The sequence below is a fragment of the Rhodoferax sp. EU05-FHT12H12 genome (assembly GCF_058791215.1).
On the sequence record NZ_JBYTDI010000001.1, the window covers coordinates 582,798 to 598,277 of the forward strand.

A 15,480-nucleotide genomic window follows, 5' to 3' on the forward strand; every position below is an offset into this window, starting at 1 on the left:
GTTTCTTGGGTACAACCTCAAGCCGCTGATTTGTTGGCAATGTCGCTGGCGATCCTTTCAATAAAGGCCTCCAGAGGCATTGCACCGAGGTCTTGACCACCCCGGGCGCGCACTGCGACGGCTCCTGCTGCCATCTCTTTGTCGCCAATGACGACCAAGTACGGCAGCTTTTGCATCGAATGCTCCCGTATTTTATAGGTTATTTTCTCATTGCGCAGATCTAAATTGACCCTAAGCCCTTGATTTTGCAGCGTTTTAGCCACGGAACGGGCGTAATCCGCCTGCGCATCGGTGATATTGAGCACCGCAACCTGCACCGGAGCCAGCCAGGCCGGCAAGGCGCCAGCACTCTCTTCGATCAAGATGCCGATGAAACGCTCCAGGCTGCCAACGATCGCACGGTGCAACATGATGGGGCGGTGGCGCGCACCGTCTTCGCCCACAAATTCGGCGTCCAGACGCTCGGGCAAGTTCGGATCCACCTGGATGGTGCCGCACTGCCAGGGTCGGCCCAGTGCGTCTTTCAGCGTGTACTCAATCTTGGGGCCGTAAAACGCGCCCTCACCCGGCAGGTATTCGAAGTCGCAGCCAGAGGCGCGCAGGCCTTCTGCCAGCGCGTTCTCCGCGCGATCCCAGCTCTCTTCAGTACCAATACGCTTTTCAGGGCGTGTAGAGAGCTTGTAGATGATGTTGGTAAAGCCAAAGTCCTTGTAAACCTTTTGCAGCAAGGTCGTGAAGGCCACCACTTCCGCTTGAATCTGGTCTTCGGTACAGAAGATGTGGCCGTCATCCTGTGTGAAGGCGCGCACCCGCATGATGCCGTGCAGGCCGCCCGAGGGCTCGTTGCGGTGGCAGGCACCAAATTCACCAAAGCGCAACGGCAAGTCGCGGTAGCTCTTGATGCCGTGCTTGTAGATCAGGATGTGGCCCGGGCAATTCATGGGCTTCAGGGCATATTCGCGCTTTTCACTCTCTGTCGTGAACATGTTCTCGCGGTATTTATCCCAGTGGCCGGTCTTCTCCCACAGGCCCTTGTCGATGATCTGCGGCCCCTTGACTTCCAGATAGCCGTTGTCCTGGTAGACCTTGCGCATGTACTGCTCCACACCCTGCCACACCGTCCAGCCCTTGGGGTGCCAGAACACGGTGCCGGGAGAATGCTCGTCAATGTGAAACAGATCCAGCTCCCGGCCCAGCTTGCGGTGGTCGCGTTTTTCGGCTTCCTCCAGCATGGTCAAGTGCTGTTGCAACTCGTCCTTGGTGGCCCAGGCCGTACCGTAAATACGCTGCAGCATCTCGTTCTTGTGGTCGCCGCGCCAGTAGGCACCAGCCACTTTCATGAGCTTGAAGTGTTTGAGCTTGCCGGTGCTGGGCACGTGGGGGCCACGACACAGATCCTCAAACTTGCCTTCGCGGTAGAGCGAGACATCCTCGTTGGCAGGAATGCTGGCAATGATTTCGGCCTTGTAATGTTCGCCCAGGCTTTTGAAGTAAGCCACTGCCTCATCACGCGGCAGCACGCGACGCGCCACGGGCTCGTCCAGCGCGGCCAGCTGTGTCATCTTTTTCTCAATGGCAACCAGGTCTTCTGGCGTGAAGGGGCGCTTGTACGAAAAGTCGTAGAAAAAACCATGCTCAATGACGGGACCGATGGTGACCTGCGCATCCGGGAACAGCTCCTTGACGGCATAGGCCAACAAGTGGGCGGTGGAGTGGCGAATAACCTCCAGACCATCCGCATCTTTGGCCGTGATGATGGACAACGCGCTGTTGACTGTCATCTGGAAGCTGGTGTCCACCACTTTGCCGTCCACTTTGCCGGCCAAAGCGGCTTTGGCCAAGCCCGCACCAATGGAGGCAGCCACTTCGGCCACGGTGACCGGGCCGGGAAATTCACGTTGGGAACCGTCGGGGAGCGTAATTTGAATCATGGTGTGCCTAAGAAAGCGTCGAGAGCAAAAAGAAAAAGCGCGGGAAGGTCCGCGCTTTACTATGAATTTGGTAGCTGCTTGCGCACAAGGCGCGCGGACTACGGCCTTATTCGCTGATGAATGTCGCCGGTGTAGTTCGCGGTGTCATAACCAAACTGCCTTTCTCGCTCTTATACAAAGTTGATCTTGAGATTTTAACCCCAGTCAAACGCCCCAGTAGAAAGGGCCGGACTCCCCTCACGAAAGTCCGGCCCAAATTCTGCAAACAGGGCAGCTTAGTGGAACTGCTCTTCTTCGGTAGAACCGGTCAGGGCCTTCACCGAGGACGAACCGCCCTGGATCACGGTGGTCACGTCGTCGAAGTAACCAGCGCCCACTTCCTGCTGGTGCGACACAAAGGTGTAACCCTTGTCACGTGCGGCGAACTCGGGCTCTTGCACCATGTTGACGTAGTGCTTCATGCCTTCGCCGTTGGCGTAAGCGTGGGCAAACTGGAAGGTGTTGAACCAGTTGATGTGGATACCGGCCAGTGTGATGAACTGGTACTTGTAGCCCAGCGCGGACAGGTCTTCCTGGAAGGACGCGATCTGGCTGTCGTTGAGGTTCTTCTTCCAGTTGAAGGACGGCGAGCAGTTGTACGACAGCAGCTTGCCGGGGCATGCAGCGTGCACGGCCTGGGCGAATTCACGGGCGAAGCCGATGTCTGGCACGCCGGTTTCGCACCACACCAGATCGGCATAGGGCGCGTAGGCCACGCCACGGCTAATGGCTTGCTCCAGACCGTTCCTGACGCGGTAGAAACCTTCTTGCGTGCGCTCACCGGTCAGGAAAGGTTTGTCGTTGGCATCGTGGTCCGACGTGATCAGGTTGGCCGCTTCAGCGTCAGTACGGGCCAGAACGATGGTGGACACACCCATCACGTCGGCCGCGAAACGTGCGGAAATCAGTTTTTCGCAGGCTTCTTGGGTAGGGACCAGCACCTTGCCGCCCATGTGGCCGCACTTTTTCACGGCAGCCAGTTGGTCTTCGAAGTGCACGCCAGCAGCGCCCGACTGGATCATGTTCTTCATCAACTCAAAGGCATTCAGCACGCCGCCGAAACCAGCTTCTGCATCCGCCACGATGGGCAGGAAGTAGTCGATGAATTCCTTGTCACCGGGGTTGACGCCACGGCCCCACTGGATTTCGTCGGCGCGCTTGAAGGTGTTATTGATGCGGCGCACCATGGTGGGCACCGAGTCGTAGGCGTACAGCGACTGGTCGGGGTACATGGTTTCGGACGTGTTGCCGTCAGCAGCGACTTGCCAGCCCGACAGGTACACGGCTTCGAGGCCTGCCTTGGCTTGCTGCATGGCTTGACCGGCAGAGATGGCGCCGAAAGCGTTGACATAGCCCTTCTTGGCGCCGCCGTTGATCTTGTCCCACAGCTTTTCAGCGCCGCGCTTGGCCAAGGTGTGCTCGATAGACAGCGAACCACGCAGGCGAACCACGTCAGCAGCGGAGTAGCCGCGCTTCACGCCCTTCCAACGGGGGTTGGTGGCCCAGTCTTTTTCCAGTGCGGCGATTTGTTGTTCGCGGCTCAGTTGCGAGTTGAGGTTTTGCGTCATGAGAACACTCCTAGGTTGGTTGATTGGCTGTGCACCGTTTGCCTTGCAATTCTGGTGCCCATGGATGAATTCTATGTCTTATATAAGACATATTTTTAATCTTATGTCTTATATAAGACATAAATTTATTCATTACAAATCAACAACTTATGAATGCCATTTCTCAATGCAAAACGACAAGCATGCATGTGAAATGTAGGAGACAAAAAAGCTCACTCGCCATTTCATAATAAGAAAAGGGCTGACGCATGTCGAAATGCGGCAGCCCTGGGCCTACACCAAGCCTGAACAGGATCAGAACGCCTGTGCGTAACGCGCCATTTCCCAGGGGCTGACGTGCTGGCTGAACGCGGCCCATTCGGCCCGCTTGAGCTCAAGGAACTGTGCACAGAACGCCTCTCCCACCTCCCGGCGCAACACTGTGTCTTGCTCCAGCGCGTATAACGCCGCGCGCAGGTCCACAGGCAAGGCAGGCGGCAAGTCTTGCCCTGCTTGGGCACGCAAGTACAAATCGTCCGCAACCGGTGCAGGTGGCTGCAGGGTGTTGTCGATACCCTGCAGGCCGGCGACCAGTGTGGCGGCAATGGCCGCATAGACGTTGCAAGACGGGTCCGGCAGGCGCCACTCCAGGCGACCATCGACCACCCGCACCAGACAGGTCCGGTTGTTGGCGCCATAAGCCTTCCATACGGGCGACCAGGTAGTGCCAGAGGCACTGTCGCTGGAAGCCAAACGTTTGTAGCTGTTGACGGTGGGCGCACACAGCGCAGCCAGCGCATCGGCATGGCGCAGAAGACCCGCGGCAAACTGGTGGCCCGCCGCGCTGAGCCCCAGGTCGCCCTCGGCATCCGCAAACACCGCGCGCCCTTGCGCATCGGTAATGCTGATGTGAAAGTGCAGCCCGCTACCTGGTGCGTGTGCCAGCGGCTTGGGCATGGCGCTGAAGACCATGCCGTGGCGCTCGGCCACCGCGTGGGCGGCAAGCTTGAACAGCATGTAGCGGTCGGCCGCCGCCAATGCGTGGTCAAAACGGTAGTTGATCTCGTACTGGCCGCAGGCGTCTTCGTGGTCGATCTGCTGCAAATCGAACCCCAGCTGCACCAGCGTGCTGCGCATGTCCTCCAACCAGGCCGCATTGCGGTGGATGGACTTGAGGTCGTACGAAGGTTTGTCCAGCTGGTCGTGGGCATCGGCCACCTGCCAGGCACCGCTCACCTCGCGCAGCAAAAAGAACTCCGGCTCAATACCCACCCACATGCGCCAGCCACGCGCCTCCAGTTGGGCCACTGCAGCTTTCAGCACCTGGCGCGAGCAGGTGTCCAGCGCCTCACCACCCGCAAAACCGTCACACACTGCGCGGGCCACGCCCGGCATAAAGGGCAGCGCCTGCAACGACTCGGGCAACACCCGCCCGTAGTATTCGCTGCGCGGGCCCATGCGCGGCAGTCCTGTGCCCCAGATGCTGGGACCGGCAAAGCCTGCACCCACCTCCACCCACTCCTGCAACTTCTCCAGCGGCACCAGTTTGCCCTTGGCCACACCATGGAGGTCACAAAACTGGGACAGCACGGAGTGCACGCCCTGGGCTTGCAGGGTACGGATGGTATCGGCGTAGTTATGCATGAAATTGGCCTCTAGCCCTTATGGAATATGCGCGAGCAGCTATCAAAAAAGGAGTGAATGAAGTCCCCAAGCCACCGCTGCGGCTCGGGCAACCGGGGCTCACACCGGGCTGTCGATGCGAATCCAGGTGGTCTTGGTCTCGGTGTACTTGTCGAAGGCGTGCAGGGACTTGTCGCGCCCTACCCCGCTTTGTTTGTAGCCGCCAAACGGCACGGTGATGTCATCTTCGTCGTACTGGTTTACGTGCACCGTGCCGGCACGCAGTGCGCGCGCCACGCCATGGGCTTTATTCAAATCGCTAGTCCACACGCCGGCCTGCAGGCCATAGACGCTGGCGTTGGCCATGCGCACCACCTCGGCCGTGTCGCTAAAAGACAGCACGGACAGCACCGGGCCAAAGATTTCTTCACGTGCGATGGTCATGTCGCCACGCACACCGTCAAACACCGTGGGCTGCACATAACAACCGCCGGTGGACTGCAGCACCTGCTCGCCACCGGCCAGTAGCTTGGCACCTTCGGCTTTGCCGCTTTCTATGTAACGCAGCACCGTGTTCATCTGCAGCGTGTCCACCAGCGCGCCCATCACCGTGTCGGGCAAGGTCGGGTTGGCTGGCGCATAGGCCGGCACCAGCGCCAGTGCCTTCTCCAAAAATTTCTCTTTGATGCTGTCTTGCACATACAGGCGCGAGGGCGCGTTGCAACTCTCGCCCTGGTTGAAGAAGATGCTGCCCACGGCCGCTTCCACCGCGCGGTCCAGGTTGGGGCAGTCGGCAAACACGATGTTGGGGGACTTGCCACCCAGCTCGGTCCAGGCGCGCTTGAGGTTGCTCTGCCCGGCCATCACATGGATTTGTTTGCCCACGCGTGTGGAGCCGGTGAAGGCGATGCAATCCACATCCATATGCAGCGCCAGCGGCGAACCGGCCTCGGGGCCAAAGCCCGGCACCACGTTGAACACGCCGTCGGGAATGCCGGCTTCCAGCGCCAGGTCCGCCAGGCGCAGCGCCGTGAGCGGCGATTTTTCGCTGGGCTTGAGCACCACGCTGTTGCCCACGGCCAGCGCGGGTGCAATCTTCCAGGCGGCCATGATCATGGGGTAGTTCCAGGGCACCACCACCCCCACCACACCCACCGGTTCGCGCGTGATGAGCGCCAGCGCCGTATCGGCCGTGGGGGCGATTTCGTCGTACACCTTGTCCACCGCCTCGCCATACCAGCGGATGCAGTTGGCCGCGCTGTTCACGTCCACTGCGCGCGCGTATTTCACGGGCTTGCCCATGTCCAGCGTTTCAGTCAGGGCCAGGGCATCGGCGTTTTCCAGCAACAGGTCGGCAAACTTGACCATGATGCGTTTGCGCTGCGCCGGTGGCAGGCCGCGCCAGCGCTTGTCATCAAAGGCGGCACGGGCAGCACCCACGGCGCGGTCAATATCGGCCGCACCACACTGCGCCACCTCGGTCAACACGCGCCCGTCCACCGGCGAGATACTTTGGAAGGTGGCACCACTCAGGGCGGCCACACGCTGGCCGCCAATCACGGCGCGCCCGTCAAATTGCAATTGGCTCATGTCGTCCTCGTTGTTGTGAGCCGCCCGCAAGGGGGCGGCGGGTTGTCAGCGCGGGGCGCTTTCGGCCCGTGTGGCAGCCGCGATCTCGCGCTCGCGTTTACGCGTCTGCCGCGCCACCCACACGCTGTAACTGATGATGACGATGGTCACGGTAAAGATGAGCAGTGTGGCGGCCGCGTAAATCGTGGGATTGATGCCCCGGCGCGCGTAACTGAAGATGACCTGGGGCAAGGTGCTCACGCCCGGGCCGGACAGGAATTCCGAAATCACCACATCGTCAAACGACAGCGTGAACGAGAGCAGAAACGCCGCCAGAATGCCCTGCGCAATATTGGGCAGCGTGACCAGAAAGAACACCTCGTAGGGCTTGGCGCCCAGGTCCATGGCGGCCTCTTCCAGCGAGCGGTTCACCTCCAGCAGGCGCGACTGCACCACCACCATGCCATAGGCCATGCCCAGCAGCGTGTGGCCCAGGATGATGGTCAACATGCCACGCTCGGGCCAGCCCATGAGGTTTTGCGCCCCCACCATCAGCAGCAGCAGCGACAAACCAATCACCACCTCGGGCATCACCAGCGGAGCGTTCACCATGCCGGAGAACACAGTGCGCCCCAGAAAGCGCCGGTAGCGCACCAGCACAAAGGCCGCAAACGTACCCAGCACGGCCGACAACACCCCGGTAACCGTCGCCACCTGGATGGAGAGCCAGAAGCCCTCCACAATCTTGGTGTCACGTGTCAGCGCTTCGTACCAGCGCAACGAGAAGCCGGTGAAGTTCGCGTCCTGTCGGGTGCTGTTGAACGAGAACACCACCATGAAGATCAGCGGCATGTAGAGGAACAGGTAGACCAGGGCCATCCAGCCCTTGCCAAAGTTTTTTTCAATCCAGGGTTTCATGGCCTGTCCCTCATGCCTTGCCGGACGCGTCACTGTCGCCGGTGTAGTGGTAGTAAACGGCCAGTGGCACGATGATGAGCGCAATCATCACCACCGCGAGCGCCGTGGCGCGGGGCCAGTTGTTGCTGGTGAACATTTCATCCCAGACCACACGCCCGATCATGATGTTTTCAGGCCCGCCCAACAGCGAGGGAATCACAAACTCGCCCACGGCCGGAATGAAGACCAGCATGAAGCCCGCCACAATGCCCGCCTTGGACAGCGGCACGGTCACCAGCCAGAAGGCCTTGAACGGCGTGGTGCCCAGGTCGTAGGCGGCCTCCAGCAGGCGGAAGTCCATCTTCACCAGATTGGCATACAGCGGCAGCACCATAAAGGGCAGGTACACATAGGTCATACCCACCAGCATGGACACATTGGTGTACAGCATCTGGATCGGCTCGCTGATCAGGCCCAAGGCCATCAACACCTGGTTGACCACGCCCTGGTCCGCCAGAATGCCCTTCCAGGCATAGACGCGCAGCAAAAACGACGTCCAGAACGGCAACATCACCATCATCAACAAGGCCGGGCGTGCACTGGGGGCCGAGCGGGCGATGAAATAGGCAAACGGATACCCAATGGCCAGACACAACACCGCCGTACACAAGGCGTACCAGATCGAGCGCAGATAGGCCTCGATATAGATGGTCTGGAACAAGGCCCCGCCTTCGCTGCTGCGGAAGATGGACCAGTAGTTCTCGTACTTGAGCTTCAAGAGCCCGGTGGTGCTGTCCCAGATTGGCTTGAAGGGGTGGATGTCACTGCCCATGTCCACAAAACTGATGTAGAGCAGGATCAGGAACGGCAGCAGAAAGAACACCGCCAGCCAGGCGTAGGGCACGCCAATGACCAGGCGGCGGCCGGGCATGGGAAGGGAGAGTTGTGCCATGGTGTGCCTCAATCGCGCAGCACGATGGCAGAGCGGTCACCCCACCAGAAGTACACATCGTCTTCCCAGGTGATGTCGCTGAGCTCCTGGCGCGAGGTGTTGGCCTCGGTGATCTTCACCTTGGTGCCATCGGTGGCCACCACGATGTAGGTGTTGTAGGAGCCGAAGTAGGCGATTTCCTTGACCTTGCCCGTGAACAGGTTCACCGATACATCGGGACGGACCTTGCTGATCTCGATCTTCTCGGGGCGCACTGCAATGCCTACGGGCATGTTCAGCGTACCACTGACACCATGGCCCACGTGGATTTCACCAATGCCGGTCACGGCAGCACAGCGGTCGTGTTCGTCGATGCTCAGGCGACCTTCAAAGATGTTCACATTACCGATGAAATCCGCCACAAAACGGTTGGCCGGATGTTCATACACCTCTTCGGGCGAGCCCACCTGCTGCACACGGCCCTTGCTCATCACGGCAATGCGGTTGGCCATGGTCATGGCCTCTTCCTGGTCGTGTGTCACCATCACGCAGGTCACACCCACTTTTTCAATGATGTTGACCAGCTCGAACTGGGTTTGTTCGCGCAGTTTTTTGTCCAGCGCGCCCAGCGGTTCGTCCAGCAGCAGCAGCTTGGGGCGCTTGGCCAGGCTGCGTGCCAGCGCCACGCGTTGCTGCTGTCCACCCGAGAGCTGGTGCGGCTTGCGCTTGGCAAAGCTGCCCAGTTGCACCAGATCGAGCATTTCCCCCACGCGCTGCTTGATCTCATCCTTGGGCAAGCCTTCACGTTTAAGGCCAAAGGCCACGTTCTCCCAGATGTCCAGGTGCGGAAACAGCGCATAACTCTGGAACATCATGTTGATCGGCCGGTCGTACGGGGCCAGTTTGGCCACGTCTTGTCCGCCCAGCAAAATCCGCCCTGAAGTGGGCGACTCAAACCCAGCCAGCATGCGCAACAGGGTGGACTTGCCACAACCCGAGCTGCCCAGCAGCGCAAAAATCTCGCCCTGCGCAATGGACAAGGACACCTCGTCCACAGCGGTAGCTTCGTCAAAGCGTTTCACCAGCTTCTCTGTGACCAGGTAGCCTGGTTTTCCGGATTGCACTGTCATCTCAGGGCCTTTGCATGGGTTGCAAACAATAAAAAGGGCTGTTTATACCTGCGTACAAACAGCCCTGGATGGCATGAAGCCAGGTTTTTACTTGCCTTTTTTGAAGGCGTTGTAGGCAGTTGCCAAAGCCTCGCGCGCCTCGTTGCTGAAGCTGCTGGGCGGGATCATCTTGGCGAAGTAGTCGGACTCCACAAAGATGGTCTTGTTGCCAGCAATTTCAGGCTTGATCTTCTCGATCGCGGCCTTGTTGCCAGTGGGGTAGCTCATTTCATTGGACATCAGGGCTGCGTTTTCGGCACGCAGGTAGAAGTCGATGAAGGCCGCTGCGTTGTTGGGATGCTTGGCATCCTTGGTGATCGCCATGGTGTCAAAGAAGATCAAGGCGCCGGTGCTGGGCAGCAGCGATTCGATTTCGTCCTTGGAACCATTTTCCTTGGCGCGGCCTGCAGCGATGTTGATGTCGCCAGACCAGCCCACGGCCACGCAGGCCTTGCCGCCAGCGATGTCGTCGATCATGGTCGAGCTGAACAGACGCACGTCCTTGCGCACTTTGGCCAGCATGGCAGACGCCAGTTTGTAATCCTCAGGATTGTTGGAGTACGCGTCCTTGCCCACGTAGTGCAGGGCCACGGGCATGATTTCTGTGGGCGAATCCAGGTAGGCGATGCCGCAAGACTTGAGCTTTGCGCTGTACTTGGGGTCAAACACCAGGTCCCAAGCGTTTTCGGGCATGGGCAAGCTACCCAGGGCCTTGGTCACTTTGGTCTTGTTGATGCCCACGGTGGTGAAACCCCAGGCCCATGGCACCAGGTGTTTGTTCTCGGGGTCGGCCTTGGTCAGGGTCGCCATGATGGCGGGGTCCAGGTTGGCCAGGTTCTTGATCTTGGACTTGTCCAGCGGCTGCAGCAGGCCGCCTTCGATCTGACCCTTGGCAAACACGGTGCCGGGCACGACGATGTCGTAGCCGGTATTGCCTGCCACCAGCTTGGCCTGCAGGGCTTCGTTGGTCTCAAAGGTGTCGTAGTTCACCTTGATACCGGACTCTTTTTCAAACGCGGCAATCATGCCCTCTGGGACGTAGTCGGGCCAGTTGTAAATGTTGAGCACCTTTTCTTCGGTGTTCACTGGCGCGGCAGGTACGCTGGCCACCGGGGCTGCAGCTGGTGCGGCAGCGGGGGCTTCTTCTTTCTTACCGCAAGCAGCCAAAGCTACTGCTGTCAGTGCAAAAGACCAGAGGTATTTTTTCATGGCGAGTTTGTCTCCACTAAAAGAGGGTTGGGTTAAAGACAATCAAAACGGCTTGGTGTGAATAAGCAAATTTCAGACCAAAAAAGATTATAGAAGTGCAAATCAGTTGCTTTACACCAATCCGCGGGCTTTGAGGTCCCGTTGCGTCAAGTCCAGCGCCAGATGGATCAGGCGCATCATTTCGTCAATGTCTGCACGGGTCATCACCAGGGGCGGGGCAATGATCATGCGGTCGCCCACGGCACGCATGATCAGCCCGTTGCCAAAGCAGTGGCCCCGGCACAGCATGCCAACTCCGTCGTCTTCCTTGAAGCGTTCCTTGGTCTTCTTGTTCTTGACCAGCACCAGGCCGCCGACAAAACCGCAGGTTTCGGCCAAGCCGACCAGCGGGTGCTCGTTGAGCTCCGCATAACGTTGAGCAAAGTAGGCACCAATTTCGCCATGCACCTTTTGGGGGAGCTGCTCGGTTTCCATGATGTCCAGATTGGCCAGGGCCACCGCGCAGGCCACTGGGTGGCCGCTGTAGGTATATCCGTGGTTGAACTCCCCGCCCTGCTCGATCAGCACCTTGGCCACGCGGTTGCCGACCATCACCCCTCCCAGCGGGATGTAGCCGCTGGTCACCGCCTTGGCAAAGGTCACCAGATCAGGCTTGTAGCCAAACTTCTCGTAGCCAAACCAGTGGCCCAGACGGCCAAAGGCACAAATCACCTCGTCGCTGATCAGCAGGATGCCGTATTTGTCGACGATGCGCTGGATCTCGGGCCAGTAGGTGGCCGGCGGAATGATCACGCCACCCGCGCCCTGCACCGGCTCGGCAATAAAGGCTGCCACCTTGTCCGGTCCCACAGCCAGGATTTTTTCTTCCAGCCAGCCCGCGGCGCGCACGCCAAACTCATCCGCGGTTTCGCCGGGCTTGCCATTTTCAAAATAGTAGGGCTGCTCGATGTGGGTGATATTGGGAATCGGCAAGTCGCCCTGGGCATGCATGCCACTCATGCCACCCAGCGAGGCCCCGGCCATGGTGCTGCCGTGGTAAGCGTTGTGGCGGCTGATGATGACCTTGCGTTGCGGCTGGCCCAGCAGGTCCCAGTAGCGGCGCACCATGCGCACGTTGGAATCATTGCTCTCGCTGCCGCTGCTGGAATAAAACACGTGCTGGAAGCTGCGGTCTCCCACCGTGGGGGCCAGGCTGGCCAGCTTGGCCGCCAGTTGCACAGCGGGCACATTGGTGGTCTGGAAGAAGCTGTTGTAGTAAGGCAGCGTCATCATCTGCTGGTGCGCCGCATCGGCGAGCGCCTTGCGGCCGTAACCCACGTTCACGCACCACAGGCCACTCATGGCGTCCAGAATTTTCTTGCCTTCGGAGTCCCAGACATAGATCCCTTCGGCCCGCGTGATGACGCGCGCACCGCGGCTGGACAGGTCCTTGAAGTCAGTAAAAGGGTGCAGAAAGTGGGCGCTGTCCAGGGACTGGATGAGGGCGGTATCGACGGCAGTGTTCATGGCGTTCAGCTTGAAGGTTGAGTGGCTTACACGTGCAGCAACAGGTGCTCACGCTCCCAGGGAGAAATGACTTTCATGAACTCGTCAAATTCGAGTTCCTTGATCTCGGAGTACACGGTGATGAACTCCTTGCCCAGCACCTCGTGCAAGTCAGACTCCTTGCGCAACCAGTCCAGGGCCTCCCCCAGACTGCGTGGCAAGGCGTAGGGGGACAGGTAGGCATCACCGCGCATCTCGGGCTTGGGCTTGATTTTGTTTTTGAGACCCAGGTAGCCACACGCCAGCGTCATGGCCATGGCCACATAGGGGTTGGCATCAGCACCAATCACACGGTTTTCCACGCGGCGGGCGGCGGGTGACGAGATGGGTGAACGAATACCCACGGTCCGGTTGTCATAGCCCCATTCGATGTTGATGGGTGCTGCCGTGTTGCGCGACAGGCGGCGGTAACTGTTCACATAGGGTGCCACCAGTACCATGGCCGCCGGAATGTAACGCTGCAAGCCGCCGATGTAGTGCATAAAGGACTCGGACGGCGTGCCGTCTTCGTTGCTGAAGACATTCTTGCCCGTGGCCACGTCAATCAGGCTTTGGTGCACATGCATGGCGCTGCCCGGCTCACCGGCAATCGGCTTGGCCATGAAGGTGGCGTACATGTCATGGCGCAGCGCGGCTTCGCGCACCGTGCGTTTGAAGAAAAACACTTCGTCGGCCAGGCCTAGCGGCTTGTTGTGGAAGAAGTTGATTTCCATCTGCCCCGCACCCACCTCGTGGATCAGCGTGTCCACGTTGAGCTCCATCTTGTCGGAGTAGTCGTAAATCTCTTCAAACAGCGGATCGAACTCGTTCACCGCGTCAATGCTGTAGGCCTGGCGCGAGGTTTCGGCACGGCCACTACGGCCAATCGGCGCACGCAGCAAGGTGTTGGGGTCGGTGTTGCGGGCGGTAAGGTAGAACTCTAGTTCCGGTGCCACGATGGGCTGCAGGCCCTCGGCGGCAAACAGGTCGCAAACCCGGCGCAACACGCTGCGTGGTGCAAACGGCACCAGCTTGCCTTCGTGGTCAAAACAGTCATGGATCACCTGCGCGGTGGGGTCTGTGGCCCAGGGAACAATACGCACCGAGGAGGGGTCCGGGCGCAGCTGCATGTCCTTGTCGGTGGGGTCCACCACATCGTAGTAGGGGCCACTCTCGGGGAACTCACCGGTCACCCCCATGGCCACGATGGCCTGGGGCAGGCGCATGCCACGGTCTTCGGTGAACTTGCCGCGCGGCAGGATCTTGCCGCGCGCCACACCAGTCAAGTCAGGCACCAGGCACTCGACTTCCGTCACCCGACGTTCATTCAGCCATTGCTCCAAATCGTTGAAGCTCATTGTCTTGTTCTCGGTCATTCTCCATCTCCTTGCGGCGCACCCCAGAGGGTGGGCATTGTTGGGCCTGAGCCACTGTAGCAGTGCGCGCTGTCAAACCATTCTGCGGCAGAATTGGCTGCAAAACAGTGCCATTTGATAAAACCTGATGGTGCCACTTTAACCCGCTTCTTCGTCCCGCCACGTACCCACACCATGCTGTCCGAACTGCTCCTGACCGATATGCACCACAGCCCGGGTGCTGCCGCCCTGCCCTTGAACCGGCGCTTGTACGAGAGCCTGCGCCGGGCCATCCTGCACGGCCACCTGGCGGCCGGCGATCGCCTGCCCTCCAGCCGCGAACTCACCCAGGACCTGCAGCTCTCGCGCAATACTGTGATGGCGGCGTTGAACCAGCTCGGTGCCGAGGGTTACCTGGTCAGCCGTGTGGGCAGCGGCACCTTTGTGAATGAGCACCTGCCCAGCCCGCGCCAGCGGGGCCGCGCGGGCAGGACCACCCATGCCGGAGCACGGCTCTCGCGCCGGGGCACGGCCCTGGCCACCCAGTTCACCTCGGCCATGCTGGAAATCCAGCCCTTCACCCCGGGTGTGGCGGACTTCAGCGCCTTCCCGGTGGCGCTGTGGCAGCGCTTGCAAAACAAGCACTGGCGCATGAGCTACCCCGACATGCTGGACTACTGCTACTCCGGCGGCCACGCCCCGTTGCGCCGGGCGGTGACCGACTACCTGCGCGTGTCGCGCAGCGTGCCGCTGGACATGGACCAGGTCATCATCACCAGCGGCACCCAGCAGTCGCTGGAGCTGTGCGCCCAGATGCTGGCCGACCATGGCGATACGGTGTGGCTGGAAGACCCGGCGTACTGGGGTGCGGTGAAGGCCTTCATGGCCAGCGGCCTGCGCACCCACGGCGTGCTGGTGGACGCCGATGGCATGGCCCCCACCGCCGCAGACGAACGCCACGCCCCGCGGCTGATCTACACCACGCCCTCGCACCAGTACCCCACGGGAGCCGTCATGTCCTTGGCGCGTCGCCAGCAACTGTTGGCGCTGGCCCAGAAGCACCAAGCCTGGGTGCTGGAGGATGACTACGACAGCGAGTTCCGCTTCAGCGGGCCGCCTATTTCCTCGCTGGCTGGCTTGTCACATGACGAGCGCGTGCTGTACCTCGGCTCGTTCTCCAAGGTGTTGTACCCGGGCCTCAAACTCGGCTACCTGGTGGTGCCCAAGGCCCTGGCCGGCGCGTTTCGCCAGGCACATTACGACCTGAACCGCCCCGGCCAAATGCCACTGCAGGCCGCGCTGGCCGAATTCATTGAGTTAGGGCACTTTGCCAGCGCACTGCGCAAGGCGCGCCACAGCTATGCGCAGCGGCGCCAACAGCTGCTGGACGCCCTGCAGCCTTGCCTGGGCCCCCACGCCCACATCAGCGGGGCAGAACAGGGGCTGCATCTGTGTCTGCGCCTGCCCGCCGCCGTGGACGACCAGGCCCTAGCATTGCGCGTTGCCCAGCAGGGCATGACGGTGCGCGCGCTGTCGGCCTACTGCCTGCAGCGCAGCGACGCCAAGGGTCTGGTGATTGGCTATGGCTATGCCACGCTGGAAGACATTGCACACTGGGGGCCTGTGCTGGCCAGCACCGTGAAGCGCGCGCTGGCGGCGGGTCGCGGTGGCAAGAAAACCTGAACC

11 protein-coding genes are annotated in these 15,480 nt (G+C 60.4%); 1 reads left to right on the forward strand and 10 read right to left on the reverse strand.

From position 1 onward, the window contains the following. Window positions 1-17: 17 nt before the first annotated feature. From thrS to AC3WS7_RS02765, 10 genes are all read right to left on the reverse strand, one after another. Complete coding sequence (gene thrS, locus AC3WS7_RS02720) at window positions 18-1,931, reverse strand: threonine--tRNA ligase (protein WP_296472063.1); 1,914 nt, start codon at window positions 1,929-1,931, stop codon at window positions 18-20. Between the two features lie 275 nt (window positions 1,932-2,206). Further along, window positions 2,207-3,538 carry an isocitrate lyase gene (gene aceA / locus AC3WS7_RS02725; RefSeq protein ID WP_492655291.1) on the reverse strand — a complete coding sequence of 444 codons (1,332 nt, stop codon included), beginning with the start codon at window positions 3,536-3,538 and terminating at the stop codon, window positions 2,207-2,209. A 294-nt stretch (window positions 3,539-3,832) separates the two neighbouring features. Beyond that, entirely contained in the window at window positions 3,833-5,161 is a 1,329-nt protein-coding gene (locus tag AC3WS7_RS02730) for a type III glutamate--ammonia ligase (protein ID WP_492655292.1), read from the reverse strand. Window positions 5,162-5,260: 99 nt separating this feature from the next. Beyond that, window positions 5,261-6,730: an aldehyde dehydrogenase gene (locus tag AC3WS7_RS02735; protein WP_492655293.1), complete on the reverse strand. Its 1,470-nt coding sequence runs from the start codon at window positions 6,728-6,730 to the stop codon at window positions 5,261-5,263. A gap of 45 nt (window positions 6,731-6,775) precedes the next feature. Further along, the gene (locus tag AC3WS7_RS02740; RefSeq protein ID WP_296472071.1) at window positions 6,776-7,627 is read right to left on the reverse strand and encodes an ABC transporter permease; all 852 of its coding nucleotides are present in this window, start codon (window positions 7,625-7,627) and stop codon (window positions 6,776-6,778) included. Between the two features lie 10 nt (window positions 7,628-7,637). Then, the gene (locus AC3WS7_RS02745; protein ID WP_296472073.1) at window positions 7,638-8,558 is read right to left on the reverse strand and encodes an ABC transporter permease; all 921 of its coding nucleotides are present in this window, start codon (window positions 8,556-8,558) and stop codon (window positions 7,638-7,640) included. A gap of 8 nt (window positions 8,559-8,566) precedes the next feature. Then, window positions 8,567-9,667 carry an ABC transporter ATP-binding protein gene (locus AC3WS7_RS02750; protein WP_296472075.1) on the reverse strand — a complete coding sequence of 367 codons (1,101 nt, stop codon included), beginning with the start codon at window positions 9,665-9,667 and terminating at the stop codon, window positions 8,567-8,569. Between the two features lie 87 nt (window positions 9,668-9,754). Beyond that, window positions 9,755-10,915, reverse strand: coding sequence for an extracellular solute-binding protein (locus AC3WS7_RS02755; protein WP_492655294.1), 1,161 nt, complete (start codon window positions 10,913-10,915; stop codon window positions 9,755-9,757). 111 nt (window positions 10,916-11,026) lie between these two features. Next, window positions 11,027-12,421 carry an aspartate aminotransferase family protein gene (locus tag AC3WS7_RS02760; protein WP_296472078.1) on the reverse strand — a complete coding sequence of 465 codons (1,395 nt, stop codon included), beginning with the start codon at window positions 12,419-12,421 and terminating at the stop codon, window positions 11,027-11,029. Between the two features lie 26 nt (window positions 12,422-12,447). Beyond that, window positions 12,448-13,815: a glutamine synthetase family protein gene (locus tag AC3WS7_RS02765; RefSeq protein WP_296472080.1), complete on the reverse strand. Its 1,368-nt coding sequence runs from the start codon at window positions 13,813-13,815 to the stop codon at window positions 12,448-12,450. Window positions 13,816-13,989: 174 nt separating this feature from the next. Here AC3WS7_RS02765 and pdxR point away from each other — a divergent pair, with 174 nt between their 5' ends. Further along, window positions 13,990-15,477 carry a MocR-like pyridoxine biosynthesis transcription factor PdxR gene (gene pdxR, locus AC3WS7_RS02770; RefSeq protein ID WP_492655295.1) on the forward strand — a complete coding sequence of 496 codons (1,488 nt, stop codon included), beginning with the start codon at window positions 13,990-13,992 and terminating at the stop codon, window positions 15,475-15,477. Window positions 15,478-15,480 lie beyond the last annotated feature (3 nt).